The 22,913-nt window shown below is 45.7% G+C and carries 25 protein-coding genes and 1 pseudogene; 21 read left to right on the top strand and 5 right to left on the bottom strand.

Features of this window, described 5'->3' with window-relative positions; genetic code table 11:
* The first annotated feature begins 8 nt into the window (after positions 1-8).
* The 5 genes from murB to ftsZ all read left to right on the top strand — a co-directional run bounded on the left by murB (position 9) and on the right by ftsZ (position 5,129).
* On the top strand, positions 9-965 hold the full coding sequence (murB, locus tag HRU77_08500) for a UDP-N-acetylmuramate dehydrogenase (protein ID QOJ22111.1): 957 nt from the start codon (positions 9-11) through the stop codon (positions 963-965).
* Positions 965-1,882, top strand: coding sequence for a D-alanine--D-alanine ligase (locus HRU77_08495; protein QOJ20730.1), 918 nt, complete (start codon positions 965-967; stop codon positions 1,880-1,882). Before murB ends, HRU77_08495 begins: the two co-directional genes overlap by 1 nt.
* Positions 1,872-2,645: an FtsQ-type POTRA domain-containing protein gene (locus HRU77_08490; GenBank protein ID QOJ20729.1), complete on the top strand. Its 774-nt coding sequence runs from the start codon at positions 1,872-1,874 to the stop codon at positions 2,643-2,645. The genes HRU77_08495 and HRU77_08490 overlap by 11 nt, the downstream gene beginning before the upstream one ends.
* Before the next feature lie 20 nt (positions 2,646-2,665).
* Positions 2,666-3,904, top strand: a complete 1,239-nt coding sequence (gene ftsA / locus HRU77_08485; protein ID QOJ20728.1) for a cell division protein FtsA — start codon at positions 2,666-2,668, stop codon at positions 3,902-3,904.
* Between the two features lie 67 nt (positions 3,905-3,971).
* On the top strand, positions 3,972-5,129 hold the full coding sequence (gene ftsZ, locus HRU77_08480; GenBank protein QOJ20727.1) for a cell division protein FtsZ: 1,158 nt from the start codon (positions 3,972-3,974) through the stop codon (positions 5,127-5,129).
* Positions 5,130-5,340: 211 nt separating this feature from the next.
* Here the strand turns inward: ftsZ and HRU77_08475 are convergent, their stop codons facing one another.
* On the bottom strand, positions 5,341-6,153 hold the full coding sequence (locus HRU77_08475) for a transposase family protein (GenBank protein ID QOJ20726.1): 813 nt from the start codon (positions 6,151-6,153) through the stop codon (positions 5,341-5,343).
* Between the two features lie 93 nt (positions 6,154-6,246).
* On the opposite strand from HRU77_08475, the gene HRU77_08470 reads away from it, so the two are divergent.
* The 9 genes from HRU77_08470 to HRU77_08430 all read left to right on the top strand — a co-directional run bounded on the left by HRU77_08470 (position 6,247) and on the right by HRU77_08430 (position 12,811).
* Positions 6,247-6,609: a hypothetical protein gene (locus HRU77_08470; GenBank protein QOJ20725.1), complete on the top strand. Its 363-nt coding sequence runs from the start codon at positions 6,247-6,249 to the stop codon at positions 6,607-6,609.
* Between the two features lie 365 nt (positions 6,610-6,974).
* Complete coding sequence (locus HRU77_08465; GenBank protein QOJ20724.1) at positions 6,975-7,538, top strand: hypothetical protein; 564 nt, start codon at positions 6,975-6,977, stop codon at positions 7,536-7,538.
* Between the two features lie 64 nt (positions 7,539-7,602).
* On the top strand, positions 7,603-8,067 hold the full coding sequence (locus HRU77_08460; protein QOJ20723.1) for a hypothetical protein: 465 nt from the start codon (positions 7,603-7,605) through the stop codon (positions 8,065-8,067).
* Positions 8,064-9,527: a DUF3987 domain-containing protein gene (locus tag HRU77_08455; GenBank protein ID QOJ20722.1), complete on the top strand. Its 1,464-nt coding sequence runs from the start codon at positions 8,064-8,066 to the stop codon at positions 9,525-9,527. Before HRU77_08460 ends, HRU77_08455 begins: the two co-directional genes overlap by 4 nt.
* 48 nt (positions 9,528-9,575) lie before the next feature.
* Positions 9,576-9,959: a hypothetical protein gene (locus tag HRU77_08450; GenBank protein QOJ20721.1), complete on the top strand. Its 384-nt coding sequence runs from the start codon at positions 9,576-9,578 to the stop codon at positions 9,957-9,959.
* 531 nt (positions 9,960-10,490) lie between these two features.
* A complete protein-coding gene (locus tag HRU77_08445; protein ID QOJ20720.1) occupies positions 10,491-11,168 on the top strand; it encodes an IS1595 family transposase in 678 nt (225 codons plus the stop codon).
* 154 nt (positions 11,169-11,322) lie between these two features.
* A complete protein-coding gene (locus tag HRU77_08440) occupies positions 11,323-11,649 on the top strand; it encodes a hypothetical protein (GenBank protein QOJ20719.1) in 327 nt (108 codons plus the stop codon).
* A gap of 617 nt (positions 11,650-12,266) precedes the next feature.
* Entirely contained in the window at positions 12,267-12,515 is a 249-nt protein-coding gene (locus tag HRU77_08435) for a ribbon-helix-helix protein, CopG family (protein QOJ20718.1), read from the top strand.
* Complete coding sequence (locus HRU77_08430) at positions 12,512-12,811, top strand: type II toxin-antitoxin system RelE/ParE family toxin (protein QOJ20717.1); 300 nt, start codon at positions 12,512-12,514, stop codon at positions 12,809-12,811. The genes HRU77_08435 and HRU77_08430 overlap by 4 nt, the downstream gene beginning before the upstream one ends.
* Before the next feature lie 421 nt (positions 12,812-13,232).
* Here the strand turns inward: HRU77_08430 and HRU77_08425 are convergent, their stop codons facing one another.
* Positions 13,233-13,499 carry a zinc ribbon domain-containing protein gene (locus tag HRU77_08425; GenBank protein ID QOJ20716.1) on the bottom strand — a complete coding sequence of 89 codons (267 nt, stop codon included), beginning with the start codon at positions 13,497-13,499 and terminating at the stop codon, positions 13,233-13,235.
* A 99-nt stretch (positions 13,500-13,598) separates the two neighbouring features.
* Positions 13,599-14,252 carry a carbonic anhydrase gene (locus tag HRU77_08420; GenBank protein ID QOJ20715.1) on the bottom strand — a complete coding sequence of 218 codons (654 nt, stop codon included), beginning with the start codon at positions 14,250-14,252 and terminating at the stop codon, positions 13,599-13,601.
* Positions 14,253-14,661: 409 nt separating this feature from the next.
* On the opposite strand from HRU77_08420, the gene HRU77_08415 reads away from it, so the two are divergent.
* From HRU77_08415 to HRU77_08405, 3 genes and pseudogenes are all read left to right on the top strand, one after another.
* Positions 14,662-16,224 carry a sigma 54-interacting transcriptional regulator gene (locus HRU77_08415; GenBank protein QOJ20714.1) on the top strand — a complete coding sequence of 521 codons (1,563 nt, stop codon included), beginning with the start codon at positions 14,662-14,664 and terminating at the stop codon, positions 16,222-16,224.
* Between the two features lie 367 nt (positions 16,225-16,591).
* Positions 16,592-16,912 (top strand): DsrE family protein, encoded by a 321-nt coding sequence (locus HRU77_08410; protein QOJ20713.1) that lies wholly within the window; start codon positions 16,592-16,594, stop codon positions 16,910-16,912.
* 12 nt (positions 16,913-16,924) lie between these two features.
* Positions 16,925-17,537: pseudogene (locus tag HRU77_08405) on the top strand (class I SAM-dependent methyltransferase).
* A 70-nt stretch (positions 17,538-17,607) separates the two neighbouring features.
* Here the strand turns inward: HRU77_08405 and HRU77_08400 are convergent.
* Positions 17,608-18,606, bottom strand: a complete 999-nt coding sequence (locus HRU77_08400; protein QOJ20712.1) for an arsenic resistance protein — start codon at positions 18,604-18,606, stop codon at positions 17,608-17,610.
* Between the two features lie 197 nt (positions 18,607-18,803).
* Between HRU77_08400 and HRU77_08395 the strand changes: the two genes are divergently transcribed.
* The 4 genes from HRU77_08395 (at position 18,804) to HRU77_08380 (ending at position 21,972) form a co-directional block, all read left to right on the top strand.
* Positions 18,804-19,724, top strand: a complete 921-nt coding sequence (locus HRU77_08395; GenBank protein ID QOJ20711.1) for a cation transporter — start codon at positions 18,804-18,806, stop codon at positions 19,722-19,724.
* A 732-nt stretch (positions 19,725-20,456) separates the two neighbouring features.
* Positions 20,457-20,765 (top strand): copper-binding protein, encoded by a 309-nt coding sequence (locus HRU77_08390; GenBank protein ID QOJ22110.1) that lies wholly within the window; start codon positions 20,457-20,459, stop codon positions 20,763-20,765.
* A gap of 44 nt (positions 20,766-20,809) precedes the next feature.
* Complete coding sequence (locus tag HRU77_08385) at positions 20,810-21,595, top strand: HupE/UreJ family protein (protein ID QOJ22109.1); 786 nt, start codon at positions 20,810-20,812, stop codon at positions 21,593-21,595.
* 26 nt (positions 21,596-21,621) lie between these two features.
* Positions 21,622-21,972: a hypothetical protein gene (locus HRU77_08380; GenBank protein QOJ20710.1), complete on the top strand. Its 351-nt coding sequence runs from the start codon at positions 21,622-21,624 to the stop codon at positions 21,970-21,972.
* A gap of 12 nt (positions 21,973-21,984) precedes the next feature.
* Here the strand turns inward: HRU77_08380 and HRU77_08375 are convergent, their stop codons facing one another.
* Positions 21,985-22,389: a DUF3147 family protein gene (locus HRU77_08375; GenBank protein QOJ20709.1), complete on the bottom strand. Its 405-nt coding sequence runs from the start codon at positions 22,387-22,389 to the stop codon at positions 21,985-21,987.
* Between the last annotated feature and the right edge of the window lie 524 nt (positions 22,390-22,913).

The raw sequence follows: 22,913 nt of genomic DNA, 5'->3' as shown, positions 1-22,913 counted from the left end.
GGTTTGCCATGCCAGTAACGGGTGAAGCGCCTGGTAATGCGGATGTGCCTGTTTTGCGGGGCGAGCTGCGCGTCAATGAGCCGATGAGCCGGCATACTTCCTGGCGCACCGGCGGTTATGCGGATCGCTATTACCTGCCGGCGGATCTCGAGGATTTGTCCGATTTTCTGCGTGCATCTCCGCATGAACCGCTTTATGTCATTGGCTTGGGCAGCAATTTACTGGTGCGGGACGGCGGCTTGCGCGGCACGGTCGTGGCACTGCACGCGCGCTTGAATGATGCGCGTGTGATCGAGCAGAACTCATCCGGTGCGTTGATTTACGCGGGTGCAGGTGTAGCGTGCGCCAAGGTGGCGCGTTTTGCCGCCAAACATCATCTCGCAGGGGCGGAATTTTTGGCCGGGATACCGGGTACGGTCGGCGGCGCGCTGGCGATGAACGCCGGATGCTACGGATCGGAAACCTGGGAAATCGTGCAACAGGTGCAAGTTGTCAATGGCGGCGGACAAGTCTTGATACGTCAGCCAAGCGAATACACAATCGGTTACCGCAGCGTGCAACGGCATGCCGGAGCAGCCGGTGCGATGGAGAGTGAATGGTTTACTGGCGCGTACTTCCGGTTGCCGCCGGGCGATCAGGCGCAAGCCCGCGCACGTATCAAGCAATTGCTGGCGCAACGGGTGGCCAGCCAGCCGCTCGATCAGCCGAATGCCGGTTCGGTATTCCGCAATCCGCCGGGAGATCATGCGGCGCGTTTGATTGAAGCATGCGGCCTGAAGGGATGTTCTATTGGTGGTGCGATGGTGTCGCCCAAGCATGCCAATTTCATTGTCAATACCGGTAACGCCAGCGCGGCGGATATTGAAGCCTTGATTATGATGGTGCAAGGCAGGGTTAAGAAAGCAACGGGTATAGCACTGGTTCCGGAAGTCCGGATCATTGGCGACGCCAGGAGATTGACGTAGTGAGCGCGCATAGCGTGGGTAAAGTAGCCGTTTTGCTGGGTGGTCGTTCCGCCGAGCGGGAAATATCGTTGCAAAGCGGGCAGGCTGTGCTGGATGCGTTGCTGCGCTGCGGCGTCGATGCGCATCCTTTCGATCCTGCGGAGCAAGCACTGGAAAAACTGCTGCAGCAAGGATTCGATAAAGCGTTTATCGCGTTGCACGGGCGTTTTGGCGAGGATGGAACGATTCAGGGCGCGTTGGAGTTGCTGGGGTTGCCGTATACCGGCAGCGGTGTGATGGCCAGTGCGCTGGCGATGGATAAATGGCGCACCAAATTGATTTGGCAAGCAATCGGCATCCAATCACCGCGCTACGAGTTATTGCGTGCCGACAGCAATTGGACACAAGTTGCCGAAACATTGGGATTGCCGCTAATCGTCAAACCGGCGCGCGAAGGTTCGACCATCGGTTTGACCAAAGTGAAACGCACCGAGGACTTGGCGGAAGCGTACCGGCTGGCTGCCCGGCACGATGCGTTGGTGCTGGCGGAAGAATTCATCGCGGGCAAGGAATTGACCGTGGCGATTTTGGGTGAAACACCGCTGCCGGTGGTGCGGATTGAAATCGCCGGCGAGCTTTACGACTACCAAGCCAAGTATTTTTCCAATGATACGCAATACTTTTGTCCAAGCGGTTTACCGGCGGAATTGGAAGCGGCGATCCAGAAACAAGCACTAAAGGCATATCAGGTACTGGGCTGCCAGGGTTGGGGAAGGGTTGATTTGATCTTGAGTGCAACCAACCAATTTTACTTCCTCGAAGCGAATACTTCGCCCGGCATGACCGGCCACAGTCTGGTACCGATGGCGGCAAGAACCGCGGGGATTTCTTTTGACGATTTGGTTCTGAAAATATTGGATTTGGCTCATGTGGAATAACCATCACGCCTTGAATCTACTGTCCGGGACATTGTTCACTTCGGTGGCGCTGGCGGCTCTGTACGCCGTCAGCTTGCAGCTTATCCAGCCACCACTGTTTCCGATCAAGGAAATTAATGTGCAAGTCATTCAGGGTGCGGAAAAAGGCAGAGCCGAGCTGGAACATGTGACGCGCGATCAAATTGAGCAACTGGTGAGAAATGAAATCGCGGGAAATTTTATTTCGGTAAATCTCACTGAAGTGCGTGAAGCTTTTGTAAAATTACCGTGGGTGCGTGAAGCCAGGGTGAAAAGGGAATGGCCGCATGGGTTGAATGTGACGCTTGAGGAGCATCGGGCATTGGCCTATTGGGGTAGTCATGCACTGGTTAATACCTACGGTGAGGTGTTCCGGGTGACCGCCGATACTGATTTGCCGGTGTTTACCGGGCCTAACGAAGCCAGTGCGCACGAGGTGACGCAGCAATTCCGGCGCTTCAGCCGGATATTGGCGCCGCTGCAGCAGCAAATCGCAGAAATAAGCCTGACCGCGCGTTATGCATGGCGCATTCAGCTCGATACCGGAACGGTTTTGGAACTGGGGCGCAACGAGATTGAAGAGCGGCTGGCTCGCTATGTTTTAGTCTATAACCACAGTATTGCACGGTTGAGCCAGCAAGGGCCGTTAGCGTATGTCGATTTGCGCTATCCCAATGGCTTTGCTATCCGCATGCCCGAAGTAATACAACAACCGCGTAAGTCTGGCACGAGGAGAGAGACGTAAGACCATGGAGATGGGATTAGATGAATAAAGCGCGAGAAAATAGAAATCTGGTGGTCGGTCTCGACATCGGCACATCCAAGATCGTGGCCATTGTCGCGGAGGTCGTTCCGGACGGCGGTTTTGAGGTGATCGGTTTGGGAAGCCATTCTTCGCGTGGATTGAAAAAGGGTGTTGTGGCCAATATCGAGACAACGGTGAATGCCATTCAGCGCGCATTGGAAGAAGCGGAGTTGATGGCGGATTGCAAGATTCATGAAGTCTATACCGGCATAGCGGGCAGCCATATCAAAGGGTTTAATTCCGACGGTATGGTGCCCATCAAAGATAAGGAAGTGACCGAGAAAGATGTCGAACGCGTCATGGAAGCGGCCAAAGCGGTAAATATCCCGGCCGATCAGCAAATCTTGCATATTTTGAATCAGGAATTCATCATCGATGGTCAGGAGGATGTGCGTGAACCGGTAGGGATGAGCGGCATACGGCTGGAAGTGAAAGTGCACATTGTCACGGGCGCCGTTTCGGCTGCACAGAATATCGTCAAGTGCGTGCACCGCTGCGGTCTGGAAGTGCGCGATCTGATCTTGCAACCGCTGGCTTCGGCCATGGCGGTGCTGTCCGAGGATGAAAAGGATTTGGGCGTCTGTCTGGTCGATATCGGTGGTGGAACAACGGATATTGCGGTGTTTACCCATGGCGCCATCCGCCACACCGCGGTGATTCCGATCGCGGGAGACCAAATCACCAACGACATTGCGATGGCGCTACGCACGCCGACCAAAAGCGCGGAAGACATCAAGTGCCGCTACGGCTGTGCCTTGAGAAGTCTCACCGATACCCATGAAATGGTGGAAGTGCCGGATGTGGGCAATCGCGGGTCGCGCCAGCTTTCCAAACAAACTCTGGCTGAGGTCATAGAGCCGCGCGCGGAAGAGCTTTACTGCATGGTGCAAGCCGAGTTGCGCCGCAGCGGGTTTGAAGAGTTGCTGTCATCGGGCATCGTGATTACCGGCGGATCCGCTTCATTGCGGGGTATGGTGGAATTGGGAGAAGAAATCTTTCATATGCCGGTGCGATTAGGCATGCCCAATTATCACGGCAACTTGAAAGACGTGATCCATACGCCGCGTTATTCGACCGGGATTGGTTTGATTCTGGCCGGTATCGAGCAGATGCAGCATCAACATGGTTCAAGATTACAAGGAGGCTCTGCGAAGCAGATTTTCTCCAGAATGAAGGGGTGGTTCCAAAGAAATTTTTAATGTGAAATTTCATGGGTTGTATTGCAGTCAAGCGGCTTTAATTTCAATGTACTAAAGGAGAAACAATATGTTCGAGATCATGAATAACGAAACTCAAGAAGCAGTCATCAAGGTTGTCGGTGTTGGTGGGTGCGGCAGCAATGCTGTGGATCATATGATCCAGAACGGCATGCAAGGCGTTGAGTTCATCAGTATGAACACTGATGCCCAGGCATTGAAAAGTAATAAAGCACCGACCGTACTGCAACTGGGTACGGGTATTACCAAAGGGTTGGGCGCGGGCGCAAATCCTGAAATCGGCCGCGAAGCCGCGCTGGAAGACCGTGACCGTATTGCCGAACTGATTCAAGGCGCGGATATGCTGTTTATCACCGCGGGCATGGGCGGCGGCACCGGAACCGGCGCGGCGCCGGTGGTAGCGCAAGTCGCTAAGGAAATGGGTATTTTAACCGTGGCTGTGGTCAGCAAACCTTTCGCATTCGAAGGCAAACGCCTGGCGGCCGCCAAAGCGGGCATGGAAGCATTGTCGCAGCATGTGGACTCGCTGATTGTGATCCCGAACGATAAGCTCATGATGGTACTGGGTAACGATATTTCTATGCTGGACGCATTCAAAGCCGCCAACGACGTGCTCTACGGCGCGGTAGCCGGTATCGCCGAAGTGATCAATTGTCCCGGCTTGGTCAACGTGGATTTTGCCGACGTCAGAACGGTCATGTCGGAAATGGGCATGGCGATGATGGGTTCGGCTATTGCCATGGGCGTCGATCGCGCCCGGGTTGCGGCGGAACGCGCGGTATCAAGCCCGCTGCTCGAGGATATCTCCTTGTCCGGAGCGCGCGGCATTCTGGTGAATATTACCGCCAGCTCGTCGCTGAAAATGCGCGAGGTGCATGAAGTGATGAATACCATTAAAGATCTGACCGCTGAAGACGCAACGATTATTGTCGGTACCGTGATTGACGAAAATATGACCGATAATTTGCGCGTTACCATGGTGGCAACCGGTCTTGGCAGCATGGTCGGCCAGAATCAAAACCAGAATTCTCCGTTGACCGTGGTGCATACGCGTACCGGCACAGACGACCGGGATTCCGTTTATTCCGCTGAAGAACCTGCCGTCATACGCACAGGTAGAAGAAGCAATGCCACAGTGGCCGCAATGCGCCAATCGGGTGTGGATCCGATGGATATACCTGCTTTCTTGAGAAGGCAAGCCGATTAACATTGTTTAATTTCTGAGGATTTAATTTTTCTCATTTTTAGGAGTGAAAAATTGGAAATCAGAGAATTAAAGAAGGCAACAAATACCCCACCGCATAAGGTGGGGTTATGAACCGGAAAAACGATTGCTGCAATTGAGGCTGCCGATAATTTTGTGAAGATAACTTATTTGCGGATTCTATATTAGGTCGTTAGTTTATATGTAAGAAATCTCAGGGTTGTTTACAGAGAGGTTGATTGAAATAAGCGAAGAGTATTTCATAAGGGGTTGCGTTATACAAACTCTTATGGGGTTTGACGGTGTTGTAGAAGTTAATGAAACGGAGAAGCTGAATGCGTCGATCGGCGCTGTCTTTAAAGTGAATCTTACTGTGCCACATGTCCATCAGGGTACGGATGACCCGCTCAGCTTTGCCGTTGGTTTGAGGACGATTGACACGAGTAAACTTCTGACCGATACCGTGTTGCCTGCAAGCTTTGACAAAAGCATGATCGTCAGTTCCTTTAAATTCCGTGCCGTTATCGGAATAAGTGCAATCGATTTGATAAGGACATTGGGCAACAGTAGCGATGAGAAAGCAAGCGGCGCTGTATTGAGTTTTATCGGGGAAGATATCGGCATACAATTCCCTGGAGAAATCATCGATGGCCACAAACAGGTACTCGCGAGGTTCATTGGCAGACTGTCCTTTCAATAATGGAAGCCGCTTGGTATCGAGGTGAACGAGCTCGCCCGGATAAGATTTATTATAGCGCTTCGCTTCACGCTTGAGACGTTCCTGGATGGTTTGCTCTACTTTAGCCAAACGTTTGAGGCCATACTGCAGTGTTTTGAAGCGCTGATTGGTACTGCTACGCGGAGTAAATTCCTGGAGTCTGGCTCGTTTCAGTACGTCATAAATCGTTGGCCGGCTGACGTGAAAGTATTCTGCCAGCTGAACCACCTTCCACAGCCGGGTTTGATACAGCCGCCAGATTTCCTGACGATCCAATAATGTTAAGCGAGTGCGTTTGTGTATGTTCATCTACAGTATTCTCCTGAATACTGTAAACAACGCTAGAAATTCTTACAGGAAATTTTAAAGAATGCCATACAAACGGCGATGAATAGCCCAGAGATGACACCAGAAGTTAAGGATACGGCCGACTTTTTTATTTTGCTTTTAGACGAAACAGGTAATTCATTTAAATGCGATGCTGAATCAGTCATAGAACCTGTCGTAAAGCTCGCAAAAGCAGAAGGCCGTGACACAGGCGGCAAAACACGCGCAGCGAAGGATGAGAGAACGGTTTACCTTGACGAAATCGAGAAAGAGGCAATATCCAGAGGCCCCAAATTTAAAAGATATGGTTATCAAGCGGCTTTTGTCCATGAGATGCTGAGAAAATACGACCCAAAGCTAAGGGATGATAAAGCTATTCTGAAGCGTTTAAGTAAATTGAAAGAAAAAGGCTTAATTGAGAAATTGCCTAATAAATAATAACTTAAATACCCCCTCAACTAGCTGATTCCACTTTCAACTAGATCGTTCCTATCACAAGCCGCAGCACGCAAATAATATTGCATCAACTCGCTTATATGGCAATCCCGCCAAGGCGAATTTCTTCAACAGGAGAAACGTGATGCAAACTGTATCAATACCCCCAAACTTAGCTGAAATATCGAAAGGCCGCGACCATATCCAAACCGCTGAAGTAGCCCGGATTACCAATCATAAACCGCAAACCGCGCGCAAGTCATACTGCATGACTGGTGCTTATTTTGGAATCAGGCCGCTTAAATTGGGAAATCGGCTTTTATGGCCGGTTGCGGATATTGCAAAACTGCTAAACGGAGGTGTTTAACATGACCGATCTGACCACCGCAAAAAACGACTGTGTAAATCTTCAGCAACAAGATCACGTACTTTGCACAAAACTTGTATCTGCTGAAAACGATCAAAATTCCCAGCTCCAAGAGCGTGATAGTGTTACTGCGAACCGTGACGCGACTGAGAAGCGTCATATCATGGATCAAGCAAGCGATGCTGAAGTTGCCGCAGCACAGCAGCTTTGCAACACAGTGGAAGCGAAATTAGCAACCACGAATCGACGTGTTGAATTAATCAAAGCCGCAAGAATTGAACTTGCTTCAAAAATCGCTACAGCAACCCAAAGCCTAAAAATCGCCCGTTCCGAATTTTGCATAAGCCGCCGGAATGCAATTTTCAATGAAATCCAAAACGACCAAAAGTTAAAAGCAAAGCTACTAGAAGCGCTTGCGGCCTTCGCTTTGAATGGACACATTCCATACACGACCGATCGCGCGAAGTTTTTCGAAATGTTTGCACGCGATTTTTTGCCAGAGTTTGCAGAGTCGCAAGTGTTGGAAGCTGCCGAAAAGTTCAGAAAAGTTAACGGTTTAGACTAATAAAAAACGCCTGGTATCCGCCAGGCGTTTTTGACACAACAAACAAGCTTTGGAGTTTTGCGAGATGAATTATTATACCTCAAAATCGCAGCATGATAATCGCAATTTGCATGAACTTATCGGCAGATTATCGAAAGTTAGACGAATTGGTGAAGGGCGTTACATTGCTTGCTGCGCTGTTCACCAGGATCGGACACCGAGTCTTGCCGTAACGCAAAAACCTGACGGAGTGATTTTGCTTCACTGTCATGGTTGCGGAGCCGGTGGCGTTGATATTTGTAATGCACTGGGTATCGATCCGGCCAGCCTATTCCCACCGAGCGACAATCCAAAATACGAAAAACGAAGCCGCGGCGGTTTTTCAGCATGGCAACTGCTTCATGCCTTGCGTGGCGATTTGATCCGGCTACTGGTGGTTGCGAACGATCTGAAAAAGCTGAATGCGCTATCGAGTGATGACAGGGATTTTATCGCTGAAATTATTTTGCGGCTCAACGATGGTTTGACGTATTTGGAGGGCGCAAAATGAGTTTGCGAGAAAAAGCCGAAGCCGCGATTGCCCCCATTGAGCCTAATGCACTAACACCCGAACCGTTACCCGAATTGCCGGAAGTGAAATCGTTCGATTACTGTTTCTTACCGGCAAGCATTCGCGGTTACGTTGAAGATATTTCAGAGCGGATGCAATGCCCGCCCGATTTTGCGGCTGTGAATACCTACTTAATGTTTAGTTCTATAATCGGCTGCAAAATTGGGATAAGACCGAAGAGGCGTGATAACTGGGTAATTGTTCCAAATCTTTGGGGCGCGGTAATCGGCGGTTCCGGTGTTATGAAATCGCCAAATCGTAGCGAAGTTATGAAACCACTAAAGCAATTGCAAATCGAGATTGCGCAAGAAATCCATCAACGTAACACCCAATTGATAAATTCAGGGGAAGAATCGAAGCTTCGACAAGCTGCCAAGAAGTCACAAGCAAAGAGGATGCTGAAAAATGATCCGGCGGCGGATATTTCAGAGTATTTGAAAAATGACTCAGATAACTCGCAAGAAGTAGAAACAGCGCCCCGGTTCATCACCAATGACGCAACGGCGGAAGCACTTGGTCAATTAATGATTGAGAATCCCAACGGGATTTTATTCGAAGCCGATGAGCTTATTGGATTGCTTAAAAGCCTTGATAAGCAAGGGCAGGAAGGCGCGCGAGCTTTTTATTTAACGGCAGCGGATGGCAATCAATCCTACACAATCGACAGGATAATGCGTGGTACTAATTTGCATATCGAATCCGCTTGTTTATCGATTGTTGGCGGAATACAGCCGGGCGTATTGGGTGAATACGTGAGAGAAGCACTATCCGGCGGCGCGGGCGCTGATGGCTTGCTTCAACGCTTTGGGCTGATGGTTTACCCGGATATATCACCAAAGTATGAATACATTGACAGATTCCCGGATAAGCTGGCAAGGGATACCGTTAATGATCTTGTTAGAAAGCTTCACAACCTTGATGTTCAGGCAATAGCCACCATTGGCGAATACTGCAAGACACCATACCTTCATTTTGATGATAGCGCACAAGAAGTATTTATTGAGTGGCTGTGCAATCTTGAAAAGCGGTTACGATCCGATGAGGATCATCCGGCCATAGTGTCGCACCTGTCAAAGTATCGAAAGCTGGTTCCCGCATTGGCGTTAATCAATCACTTGTGTGACAGCGAGGAAAAGAGCGTATCAGAATCGTCATTGCTACGCGCCTTAGCCTATTGCGAGTATCTGGAATCACACGCGCGGCGGGTATACAGCTACGGAACTCAGCCCGGCATTGATGCTGCAAAATCAGTTTTAACGAAACTGAAGAAAGGCAAACTAAATAGCCCGTTCACGGTTCGAGATATTTACCGGAAGTGCTGGGCTGGCATCGACACACCAAAGAAAGCTGAAGCCGCCATTAATGTTTTATTGGATTACAACCACCTAGAAAAAAGTTGAGACTTTCACCGAGGGCAGACCAACAACATTATTACATTGGGTGCAATCATGAGCGGTTATCTTTCCAGATTGAAACAAATCGAAAATGAAAAAAATTTTCATAATTCCCCCGAAAGTGAACTGACAAAACCGCCAAAAGGTGCTTCTGTCAGCTTTGTCAGTTCAAATTCAAGAAAAAGTGAAAAAAAATTTAATGATCCGCCAGATTCATCAAAAGAATCGGGGTTACTTTCTGTCAGTTTTGTCAGTTCTATTTCAGAAGAAAACAAAAAAAATTCTGATATTCAATTGCTGCAAATCGAAATGATACAAGCATGGCTTCACCGCATTGGAGAGCCGCCAGAGGATCATCATATTGTATTGAGCAAATGCCGGAACGATCCTGAAGCATTGGCGTATTTCTTGAAACACGCACGTGGGGAATTTGAATGAACAACGTTATCAAAATGAGTCATTTGAATAAAAGGAGACGCCAACTACCAGATAAATCTAAACCAATCCGCAAATTCATTTTAACTTTAAAACAGGAGTAGCAAATATGGGAGTTATAAACCTTCGGGCAGAACAAAGAGAAATATCGGGATATTTGGCGACACAATTGGGCATGGCCAACGAGAGCGACAGGGAAACATGATAACGGCTCTCAAAAGGGATAGCAACTCTTGGGTTAATTATCTGAACAGCGCACGAAAAGCAAAGCGGGTGAACTAGGAAAAGCCGGGACTGTGTAGACAGTGCCCGGTTACGCTGAATCAATTAATTTTATGGCATGAATGAAATGGGTCCTCAGAACGACTTTTTGCATGAGGGAAATTCTGCCCCCACTTGCGCACTAGAAACCTAAAATCTGAAATGGGTTTCTGTATAGATAGGACATAACACATGAAAACTTCAGAATTAGCGGAAAAATTAGGTAGGGTCTTAGGAAGTTAAGCACTTACTAAAGTGTGCTAACTTTCTGAGATGAATGCTAAAAACAGATACTATTTTCGTTCTCGAATCAGAGAAGCAAAATTCAGGCAACTTATTCGATGTTTTTCGATGGATTTTACTGCTACTGACACAGCCCAATTGACCGGCATTTCTATCCGATCCGTCAATACCATTTATCTTAAAATACGACAGCGAATTGCCCAGAATTGCGAACTTGAATCCCCTCTGCAAGGTTCTGTAGAAGTTGATGAGTCTTACTTTGGTGTCCAGCGAGTCAGGGGTAAAAGGGGGCGGGGCGCTTATGGCAAAACAATAGTCTTTGGTGTGCTTAAACGCCAAGGAAAAGTTTATACAGAGATTGTTCCAGATTGCTCTAAAGCGACATTGCAAGCCATTATCCGTGGGCATGTAGCGCCCGATACCGTAATCCATTCCGATGGATGGCGTGGTTATGACGGATTGGTCGATATCGGCTTTGATAAGCACTTCAGGGTTCACCATGGTGACAATGAGTTTGCCAGTGGCGAGCGGCATATTAATGGTATCGAGTCTTTCTGGAGTTTTGCTAAAAGACGTTTGGCCAAGTTCAATGGTGTGCCCGAACATACTTTCTACCTGCACTTGAAAGAAACCGAATTTCGTTTTAATCATCGCCGTGATAATCTCTATCATGAAATTCTTAAATTGTTACGTTTAAACCCGCTTTAACTTCCTAAGACCCTTAGGTATTAGTCAGCAAATGTGCAACCGGCTGAAAAAGCGCGGAATGCCTTGTGATTCCTTACAGAGCGCGATTGAATGGCGCAAGCGGAACCTTGATTTAACGCAAACTAAATCATGGCGGATTGACGGAAACCAGGGTGTGAAACTGGTTTCAATTGAAACTCTAGGAGATGATCGAGCGTTTGATAGTAAAACCGCTCACAGAGTATTAACGCACAGCGTACCCGATTTGTGGTTTAGCCAAGTTAACCGCTTGGACACAGCATTAAAAGAGCATGGCGTTACCTTGTCAGCGGAAAAATTGCTCGAAGTGCAAGCGACACTATTTTTGCTTTATCAGATCGAAACAGATCGTTACCTGAAAATTGAAGCGGTTTATCAAATGCCAGATATTTTTATGATCAGACCCGAACACGAAAATTACGGCGCAATGGTTGTTTCATTGGAACGCGCATTAAATGACTAAAGCTTTTTCTAAAGCATTCGCCTGAACACTTTCACGGTTATTTGAGATCAGAAAATAATTTCATAGGTTGACGCATGAAAAAAACTGAATTTTTTCCGAACCAAGGAATACCGGACTGGATTAGCGGCGGCGCGTGAAAGATTGTAAGCGGAGCGGCGATGCAATATCAGGTAGAAATAAGCCTCTCAATTACGCAACGCTGCCAGTGACACAAGCAGCCCGGATTCATTCCGGGTTTTTTATTACTTGGCGTTTACCGGATTTCCTTACGCCAGCCTTACACAGAAGCCATAAAACAAAAAAGCACTTAGGATTTTATTCACTAAGTGCTTAATTTTATTGGTGGGTCTGGTTGGACTCGAACCAACGACCAAGGGATTATGAGACGCAGCCATTGAATATGCAATTAATATAATCAATCGCTTACAATGCTTGCCAAGCACAAAACCAGTGTCAAACAGCCTCAAATGATGGTATTTCTGCCGCAGTTTGGCACAAATTTGACACAGTCATTTCTTAGCAATGATTGTTTCAATATCTGTTTGCTGTTTCAATTTGCAAATCATACTTATCTATGCCAAGATTAAACATGATTACTTCTGATTAAGGAATAAGAAATGGCAAGCGAAACAGGACGCATGAGTGTATCAGTGGCACCAGAAAAACAAGAAAAGCTGGATGCAATTGCGCACAGTCTGGATCGTTCCAGAAACTGGTTAGTTAATCAGGCTATTGATCACTATCTGGAAATTTACGATTGGCAAACAAAAAAAATTCAAGAACGTCTGGATATTGCTTCAGGGAAAAATGCAAAATTTCATTCAAGCGATGATGTTGATGCCATGATAGATAAATTCAAAGCATGAGCGCTGTTGTATGGCTCGATGAAGCACTAGAAGATTTAAAATCAATTGGCGATTATATTGCACAAGAGAACGCCAATGCTGCTTATAATGTTTTAATTAGAATAAAAGCTACTGCCAATAATCTATCACTCCACCCCGAAATTGGTCGCCCAGGCCGTGTGTTTGGTACGCGTGAAATAGTGATGAGCGATCTTCCATACATTCTTGCCTATCAAATAACCGACAGAGATATTCGCATATTAGCTGTCATGCATACATCCAGAAAATGGCCTGAAAATTTCAATCGATTACGCTAGTGGTTATGCTTACAACAACTTTGGCACTTCGATATCGTAAAAATAGCGAACATCCATTCCATTACAACATGAAAGACCTCTATTACAGCTCGTCATGCCATACTGCAAATGATTCAAATTGGAGTAGTGTGTCCATTGACATCAAAATGACACTGCATTAATAACCTTTTTATCCTTTAAAAAAGATCCAGAATTAACGCTATTTGTTGTCGATTAAACACAAATTTTGTGAATTTCTGATCGCTTTATAGCGTGATGGATTAACCATTGAGCTCGAAAATTCGGCGAACAAAGTGTATAGAAAACCCCGATGATTAAACCGTTGGGGCGTCAGGTCACATTGCGAGATGATCCGCCATTCCATAATCACGCGTCTGATATTCAGTTGACTCTACTGTGAAAGTTAACGAGACAGTAGTGGTTATTTCTTAACATATCCTAAATGCTTATGACGACTACATCCGCACCCAGGCACGTGTAGGTGATTTACCGGATCGGTTTTTGGTTGAAGTGAACGTATTGCCAGATCACGGCCACGCGCCATGTTGCCATGCGCCGCAGGAGCAGAAAGAATAACCTTTTCTGTCGTACTCCCGCATACCGGGCAATCTGGATTGGTCGCATTGATTGAATGGCGTGTCTCGAATTGTAGTTTGCACTGTGTGCACAAGTAATCATAAGTTGGCATTTAGAATCCCTATCCATTAATCAAGGCATTTCTCAGAAATGTTATGACGCGACCACTTGGCACAACAAGTGATCACGTTTCCAGGTTTTTCTCTTGAACTTAGCTCCAACGAGGTGGTTGCTTCACTTTGACACCGAATTGAGCGGAGGTGACATCGGTTCTGGCCCGTTTTTCAGGGTCTCGGGTTGGCGCTCTCAGCCGGCGCGTCTCGACCTCCCAGATCCAGCCGCTGATGGCTACGTCCTTGGGAATGAGAGGATGATTTTTGAATGTCTCGATGGTCTTCAAGCAGGTTTCGTCCACGTCATCCATCATTCCGATCCACTTGGCGAACGCACCTTTCTCCAGCTTCTGCTCCGGCAGGGTCGGGTCCAGCGCGATATTGTCCGGATCGATCCCCTTGTCGCGAAAAGCCTGTTCCAAATCGGCTGCATTCGCCGACAGCATGCCGCACTGCGTATGTTGCACGATGACGATTTCCCTAGTACCAAAGAAATTACAAGTCAGCATCGCTGAACGGATTGCATCATCGGTGACAATTCCACCGGCATTGCGGAAACAGTGCGCATCGCCATGTCCGGCCGGTGTGTCTACGTGAATGCCGAGCGCTTCATCTACCGGCAGACGTTCGTCCATGCAGGCAAGTACCCATAATCTCAGGTTGTTATGTCCAGCCGGCCCATGGCGGCGACGCTGTGCCCAGTGGTCATATGCGGCAACGCGTGTGTTTAGTTCATCTTTGAGAGTTTTCAATGTTAAGTCTCCTCGGTAATAGGTTGCAATTTTAAAATTACTTTAAGTGATCTATCTTTTCGATAGACCCTAAAGGGATTCATAATGGATATTTAACAGGCCGTTGAAAAACTATCTGTGTTGCCGTTACGATTTTAAAAAAATGGGTTCAAAACGCTCATTGATTAAGCATAAACTGCGATTCACCTGTTCTTGCCTTGTATCGGCAGCCTCGAAAAAGTTTTTCAACGGCCTGTTAACCCGCACACCTGGTAATTGTTAGATGCAATAAAATTACATGCAAATACCATGCCACTGAGGATCAATAATTTTTATTATTAATTACAATAGGTTATTTATGAGCTGTTGCTACATTAGTGTAGCTGTGCTTCAATTGATGAAGTTTCACTTCACAAATCATCCATAAACTATGAACAAGAATCCTCTTGCTGAATTAACACCGGTTTTTTTTCTGCAAACCTTTATTCTTGAGCTGATGCATGCCAGTGAACAACAGGGGCAAAAGCATTGCGAGCAGTTGATTGAACATATCGCCAAAACCGCCGGATGCTTTTTTGAAGAAACTTACCGGGAGAATACCAATAAAAGTGAGCAGCTCGATAGTGAAAGCTATACCGAACTCATACTCGGCATCAAAAACAATATCGGCGGTAAATTTTCACTTGTTTCCAGTAATCCGGACTGCATAACGGTTACCAATTCACGTTGTCCTTTCGGCGAGCAAGTCACCAGCTTCCCTGAATTATGCCGGATGACTTCCAGCGTATTCGGGGGGATCGCAGCCAGAAACTTCGGTTATGCCAAGGTTGAAATCAAAAAAAGCATAGCCCGTCAGGATGGCCAATGTGATGTATGTATTTATACCAATCCGCATGCAGCAAAAGGGCACGCCGGAATGGAATATACTGACACGACACCGGTTAAGGAGATTAATGATATCAATGAATTACAGTGCCGAATTGAAACAAGCATGCAACGGCTTTGGCATAAACAAAGCAGGCAAGCATCAAAGAAACATCAATCTCCTGCAATCATAGCAAAATCACCAGTGATGCAGAAAATACTGCAATCGATCGAGGTTGTTGCGCCTACAGTGGCAACAGTGCTAATCCAGGGGCAAACAGGTGTGGGTAAAGAGTTGATAGCACGTGCCATACATGCGATGAGCGAGCGTTATCATAAACCGTTCATCGCTATTAACTGCGGTGCAATCCCGGAAAGTCTGATTGAAAGTGCCTTGTTTGGGCATGAAAAAGGTGCTTTTACCGGAGCCATAGAAGTACACCAAGGCTACTTTGAGCGAGCCGAAGGCGGTACTCTGTTTTTGGATGAAATCGACTCATTGTCGCCAGCAGCACAAACTCGATTGCTTCGTGTAATCCAGGAAGGGGAACTGGAAAGAGTTGGCGGCAAACAAACATTGGCGATTGATGTAAGGATCATCTCTGCAACGAATCAAAATCTGGAGAGTCTCGTAAAAGAGGATTTGTTTCGCAATGACCTGTACTATCGCATCAACGTAGTCCGCTTAAACATCCCTCCTTTGGTCGAACGGTCGGAAGATTTACCTTACCTGGTGCAATTGATCATTCAGCGATTGAACAAGCGTTATAACAAAGAGGTTGAATCAGTAAGCCGTGAAGTCATGCGGAAAATCCGCGCCTACCATTGGCCAGGTAACGTCCGCGAGCTGGAAAACATTCTTGAGCGCAGTATCCTGTTTGCCAGTGGCAAAGAAATGACCGAACTGGATTTAGAGCTTCCAGCTAAAACCAAAAGTGTTGTTGAATGGAAAAGCGTAAAAGAACATACTCTTGCCAAAATAGAGCAATCGTTCCTTGAGACAGCTTTGAAACAGCATCATGGAAATATAAAAAGAGTTTCTGAGAACATGGGAATTACTTCACGTGCTGTTTACGCCAAACTAAAAAAATACGAAATAAACTTGGCAGAATTCCGTATTTTTGATTGAAGCCATCATATCAATCTCGAAGTGGCCACGCAAATTCGGACAGCCCGCTAAGTATTAGCTTTGCTCAACCTAAACCGTAGTGTACTGGGTCAAATTATTAGAAAGTCACAATGCGTCAAGACTGCAATAGAAGCAGAAGCAACGTTTTACAGCAGATCCATCCCATTAATCATTACAAATCTAAGTGCTGCCGATGCGGAGTATTAGTACCCATACCGAATTACGAGAAATTGGCACGCTAACCCTAATCCGATTAGCACGATTCCAATCTAAAAATTTAACAAATTTCTACACAAGAATTCTATACTGCATACAGTTAGCTTCTTATCGAGGCTAACGAACAACTAATGGAATTGAAGGAAATTAAATGAAACTCGGAATTATCATTTATTCGAATGACTCAGAAACTGTATGGAACGCCTTCCGACTTGGAATTTTCTCCCGCAAGCAGGGGGATACTGTTTCAGTGTTTTTACTCGGAAAAGGTGTGGAGGTAGAATCTCTTGATAGGGACAAGTTTGATATTACCGGCCAGATTCACAGTTTTTCGGATATAGGCGGTGCAATTTTAGCTTGCGGAACCTGTCTTAAGCTTCGTGAGTCTGAAGAGTTAGGAATCTGTTCGATATCCACGATGCAGGATTTATATACGCTGATTCACGATTCAGATAAGGTATTGTGCTTTTAGAGAAATTACCCCATGGATAATAAGCGGCATTGGGAACAGGTATACCACTAAGGCATCTGACTCAGTTAGTTGGTTTCAGGAACACGCTGACCAGTCTCTGCGATTAATCCATAATACAAGACTCGGTAAAGATGCGGCCATTATTGATGTGGGAGGGGGGACTTCCAGACTAGTAGATGACCTTGTGGCAGAAGGCTATACTGATTTGACAGTATTTGATCTGTCATCGACTGCGCTTGCTGTTGCAAGGCAGCGTTTGGGGAAACATGCGAATATTGTTCACTGGATAGAAGGCGATATTACCCGTGCAAAGTTTCCCATGAACCGATTCGACATTTGGCATGACCGTGCAGTGTTCCATTTTTTGACTGATCCGGCAGATCGCCATGCTTATGTCGAGCGTGTCTTAAGTTCGGTTCGGCCAGGCGGCCATGTGATTGTTGCCACTTTTGCCGAAGATGGGCCAGAGAAATGTAGTGGTCTACCCGTGATGAGATACCAACCTGAAGCCCTACATGCGGTATTTGGAGATACTTTTCAGCTGGTCGAACATGAAAAAGAAGCACACCACACGCCATTTGGCACTGTTCAGCAGTTTGTTTATTGCTACTGCCGCAAGAGATAATAGCTAATTCTCCGAATATTTTTAAAACTGAATGTCTTTCCCGGATAGAAGCACAACTTGTTTATCCTAATTACTTCTTTTTGCTAAGCACTTTTGAGATTTCTAAACTTTTAGACTCTTGAAAGATAATCGAAGGCACCAATCGTATGTAAATCAGCTCACCGATTAGTTCCACCAGCGTTTGAGTCACGATTACAACAGATGCCAAAATCCAACCATCCGGCAAAGCCAGCGCTAAAGGCAGAACCACCAACGAATTCCGCGTCCCTGCGCTAAAAACAAGTGCTCTTCCTGCCTGTGTGTCCAGGCGAAATGCATATGCTATCAAGCGAGAAAGAAAGGGCATGATAGCCATAAAGGCAATATAAACTGGCACAACTTGTTCCACAACAGGGAGGTATTCTTCTATTCTGCCAATTTGAGATGCCACGACGAGAAGTAATGTAACCGCCATAAATGGCACCGGAAACCACGCCGTGACTTCAAGCCAGATTGCACCGCTACGCTGGCGCTTTGCCCAAAACTCCGTTAGTAAGGCAAGCCCTAGAGGAAACACAATCAATACAAGAAAAGCCTCAAGGAAAGGCTCAGCACTCATGACTTGTGCAGCTTGTTCTCCCATGAAAAGCCATAGATACACGGGCAAAAGAAGCATCTGGGTAAGCAGCAACAAAGGCGTGGAAGCAAGTACAAGCCGGGCATTGCCACGACCAAGGTGAGTAAAAACGACAACGTAATCAATACAAGGTGTTAACAGAACCAGATATACCCCTAGTAACAGCGGCGAGTGCTCCGGCAAAGAAAATGACAATAACCAAACAACGATGGGCACGATGCTAAAATTAACTAGCAATAGCGCAGCTGTAAACCGCTTATTCGCGAACGCCTCGCGTAGTTGAAGAAAAGGGATTTGCGCAAACATGCTATAAAGCAATACTGCAAGCACGGGGGAAATCAAATACTCCAGGCCTGCGCCAAAGCTAGAATTCCACAACCCAAGCCCCATCCCGACAGCCAAGGCCACAGCATATAACCCTATCTGATTTTCTTCCAGTTGTTCTCTTCGCATTGTGTTTCCTTAAAATACATACCGTAATGGGATAGTGAGCAATTTGTGCCATAATTTGGCGCAGCGTTTTATTTCAATGTTTCTGATCATGTTGACATAACCATTGCAGTTCAGTCTACGAATCTCCGATCGGTTCCATCTAATTTTAATATATCCGCTATTTTTAGAAATTCACATGTCGGAAAGAGAATCTATATATGGCACATAACCACTCCCCCGATCATGATCATAGCCATGTTCCCAAAAACTTTCATCGCGCATTCGCAATAGGGATTGCGCTAAATGCAGGTTTCGTTGTGGTTGAAATTGTTTTTGGTTTATTTGCAAATTCTCTCGCGCTGTTGGCAGATGCAGGCCATAACCTCAGCGATGTTTTGAGTTTATTATTCGCGTGGGGCGCAAGCGTCTTAGTGCGCAAGTTACCAACACAGCGGCATACTTACGGTTTGCGCCGTACTTCTATTTTGGCTGCATTGATTAATGCGCTAGTTTTGCTTGTTGCTGTTGGCGCTATCGCCTGGGAAGCCATTCTCAGATTTGGCCATCCCGAGGCAGTGGCAAGTGACACAGTCATCTGGGTGGCATCAGTTGGCATAGTCATCAACGGGTTCACGGCATGGCTGTTCATGTCCGGCCAAAAGCAAGATATGAATATTCGCGGTGCATATTTGCACATGATGGCTGACGCAGCAGTTTCTCTTGGCGTCGTTTTGGCAGCTATTGCCATAAAATTTACGGACTGGTTGTGGTTGGACCCATTCATGAGCCTTGTGGTCGCAGTAATTATTGGTATTGGCACTTGGGGCTTGCTCCGTGAATCGTTAAGCCTTGCTCTTGATGCTGTTCCAGCAAATATCCATCCGTCCAAAGTTGAAGCTTACCTCGCTAGTCTTCCAGGGATTGAAGCAGTTCACGACCTACATATCTGGGCAATGAGCACGACGGAAATTGCACTAACCGTGCATCTAGTCAAGCCAGATGCGGTCATTGATGATTTGCTATTGGTTCACATCAATAATGAATTGCGTGAGCTGTTTGGAATTCAGCATACCACCGTCCAATTTGAGCGCGGAGATACATCCCATCCCTGTAAGCAAGCACCGGCAGAAGTGGTTTAAAGTAGAAATGAGTAACTTTTGTTTTATCATCATAATAAATAATTATTTGAGAGCTCCGAAGGTTTTGTAAACTTAATAATTACGTGATAAATATGCATAAATGAAAACGATACAGTTGCAATCGACTATTACTTGCCCGAATTGTGGAACTCAAAAATTGGAGACGATGCCGACCAATGCCTGTCAATTTTTTTATGAATGTGAATCTTGTCACCATTTATTGAAGCCTAAAGCTGGAGACTGCTGTGTTTACTGCTCTTATGGCGATGCACCATGTCCACCGATTCAACTGTCCGGTAGCAATTCTTCTTGCTGTACAGATTCTTGAACACCAAGTGCTAAACGTTATCGTGGTTTCTAGTCCTTATTGGAATTCTGTCAAGGTTGTAATAAACCTGTTTAGACTTAACTTAAAAAACACTCAATTTGATAAGTTAATGTAAATGTGTACATTAAATAACTATATCATCTTGAACGCTACTAATTTTTAAGTTAAACAAATTCTTAATAAAGCACTCCGCTGCTTGCAGCAGCGGTATAAACTACGCACTTCAATGTACTAGTTTCAACTAGCTTCTCTGTTCCAAGGAGTGGGGAATTGAACCTGCAAAGATTGTTCAAATCGAATGTTAAGCAGATTATTGCTTACTAATATGTGTGCAAAACTATATTTATATCGGAGTGATAATCTTGAAAAGAAACATTAGTAATGTTTTTGCCAATATTTGCAGTATGTTCGTGCTAATAATATTGTCTGGAGTGTTGGCCATGCAACTTGCCGATATAGCAATCGCAGCACAGGAAGAAATGGTCGTCTCTCATGAGGGTATAGCAACTGTCAAAGCGATTGATATGAACCAAGGCATCGTGAAGCTAGCCCATGGCCCGATTGCATCCCTCAAATGGCCGTCTATGACCATGAATTTCAAGATTAAGGATAGAGCATTATTGCAAGAAATCAAGGTGGATAATGTTGTGACCTTTACATTCATTCAATCAGGCAGTGACTATATAGTCACGCGTATCCAGTCTAGCAAATAGCCATCAAAACCATTTTTTAGAAAAATATAGTGCCAACTCCGGATATGCGCTTCTTTACCAGATACAAATTTATAATATTATTATTTTTATTAATACCAGTTTCAGCGTTAGCACACGGTATTTCTGAGGAAGATAAGCTGCGAATGTTGAGTGGTGGGTATCTCCAATACATAGGGCTTGGCGCTACCCATATGCTGACTGGATATGACCATTTATTATTCCTATTTGGGGTAGTGTTTTTCCTGACCAGCTTCAAGGATATAGCCAAGTTTGTAACAGCCTTCACGGTCGGACACTGTATTACTCTGATTTTTGCAACCTTCTACCAGATTACCTGGAATTATTTTTTGATTGACGCGATTATTGCACTTAGTGTGATCTATAAGGGTTTTGACAATAACGGCGGCTTTCAGAAGTATCTGGATATGAAATCACCCAACCTGTTAGGCGCAGTTTTTCTATTTGGTTTACTACACGGCTTTGGCCTTTCAACCCGCCTTCAGCAGTTGCCACTCGGTGACGATAGTACTGGCATTCTATTACGAATATTGAGTTTTAATCTGGGTGTAGAAATAGGGCAGATCGTTGCTTTGGTGGTCATGGTGGCTTTGCTTTCTTTATGGAGACATAAACCATCTTTTCAACGATTTAGCTTTGCATCTAACCAATCTCTTATTTATGCCGGAGTACTCTTGCTGTTGATGCAATTACACGGGTATCAGCATGATTCTGATCCTGATAGTTTTCGCTTTCCCAGCCAAGAACACAAACATGCGCATGAGGATCTGGAAGTTGAGCAGAGCATTGATACGGGGCGTGAAAGCCTTTAATTTACTAACTACCGAGGAGTAATTTAATGAAGAAACTATTGATGATAACGATTCTGGTTGCTGGAATATTTGGGGCTGGCGGGGTGATGGCAGCGGAAGGCAGCAGTTGCCATTTTCACGGCAGCAAAGTTGCTACGGAAGAAACTGTAATAAACTGCGCGACTGAGCGAAAAGAAATATTGATTAAGCAAGGCAAGATTGATCCATCATGGAAAATGATTGAACAAGATAAAATCGAGATGGTAGATGGGAAAAAAGGCAAAGAATGGCTAGTCACATTTACTAATCCTGCTGTTGATGATAAGACGAAAGAGAAACTTTATTTATTTTTCACATCCACAGGCAATTTTATTGCCGCAAACTTTACCGGCAATTAAGCACATTCACACTTAGAGATAACACTTTGTGCACCAATTCTTGACCGCTATGGCAGCGATCTTTTCTTTATAGTTGAGCCCCGATCCTGGGTAAAAAAACATGAAACTAAAATAACAACTAATGGTAGCCGCAGCGGATAAGCCAAGGCTAAGCCAAAAACCCAAGCCATGTTTAAGAAATATGGGCAGCAATACGAAAAACAGAAGCGATGGCAATACGAACCAAAATATTTGCTTCGACAGATCTGCAATTTGCGACACTGTAGAACCTTCAATATGGAGCCAGATAAAAGCTAATAACGATGTAAGCGGCAGAGACGCTACAAGTGCAGCGAGTCCTGTATTTCGCTTGGCAATCTCTGCAATCGCTACTATTACAATGGCCGAAATAATTACTTTGAGTGCGTAATAAAGCATAAGGTTTAATTTTTAATAGCCATAAGTATGTTCATAGAGAACGGATACTTATCCATGGAAAACTTCTCTGCAGTATCATATCAAACCGGCTCTCAGGTACTAACGGCGAAACAAACAAACCCTTGTCAGCATCAAACTTGGAAACAACGCCAACAGTATCAGAAGAAAGAGTCTGTTCCCTGGCTTGAACATCATTCTGAACGTGGCAACCCAATATTGCAGTGCTGTTACCGTGCATTACAAGCCAGCTGTGGCATACAAACTTCCATGAGTTGTAAGGGTAATTGTTTCTTTGACACGCTAAAAACTGAAAGCTTGCATCATTATTGATTTAAAACGAGAGAAAACGTTAAATGGCTTATTTTTGAGTATATCGAAGTATATTATAATTGCACGAGGCGGCATGCAAAGATCAGTAACTAATACCTGCTTATTTACTCTGATGTGAATGATTTTAAATACCGGAGCTCTTATGTGCCACGTATGTGACAAAAAGAACGAATACCTTCAGCATGATTTACGAA

The sequence above is a fragment of the Gammaproteobacteria bacterium genome (assembly GCA_015709615.1).
In the GTDB taxonomy this organism is placed as follows: Bacteria; Pseudomonadota; Gammaproteobacteria; order Burkholderiales; family Nitrosomonadaceae; genus Nitrosomonas.
The sequence above is the reverse complement of the archived record's forward strand: the minus strand, read 5'-3'. Positions and strand labels throughout refer to the sequence as shown.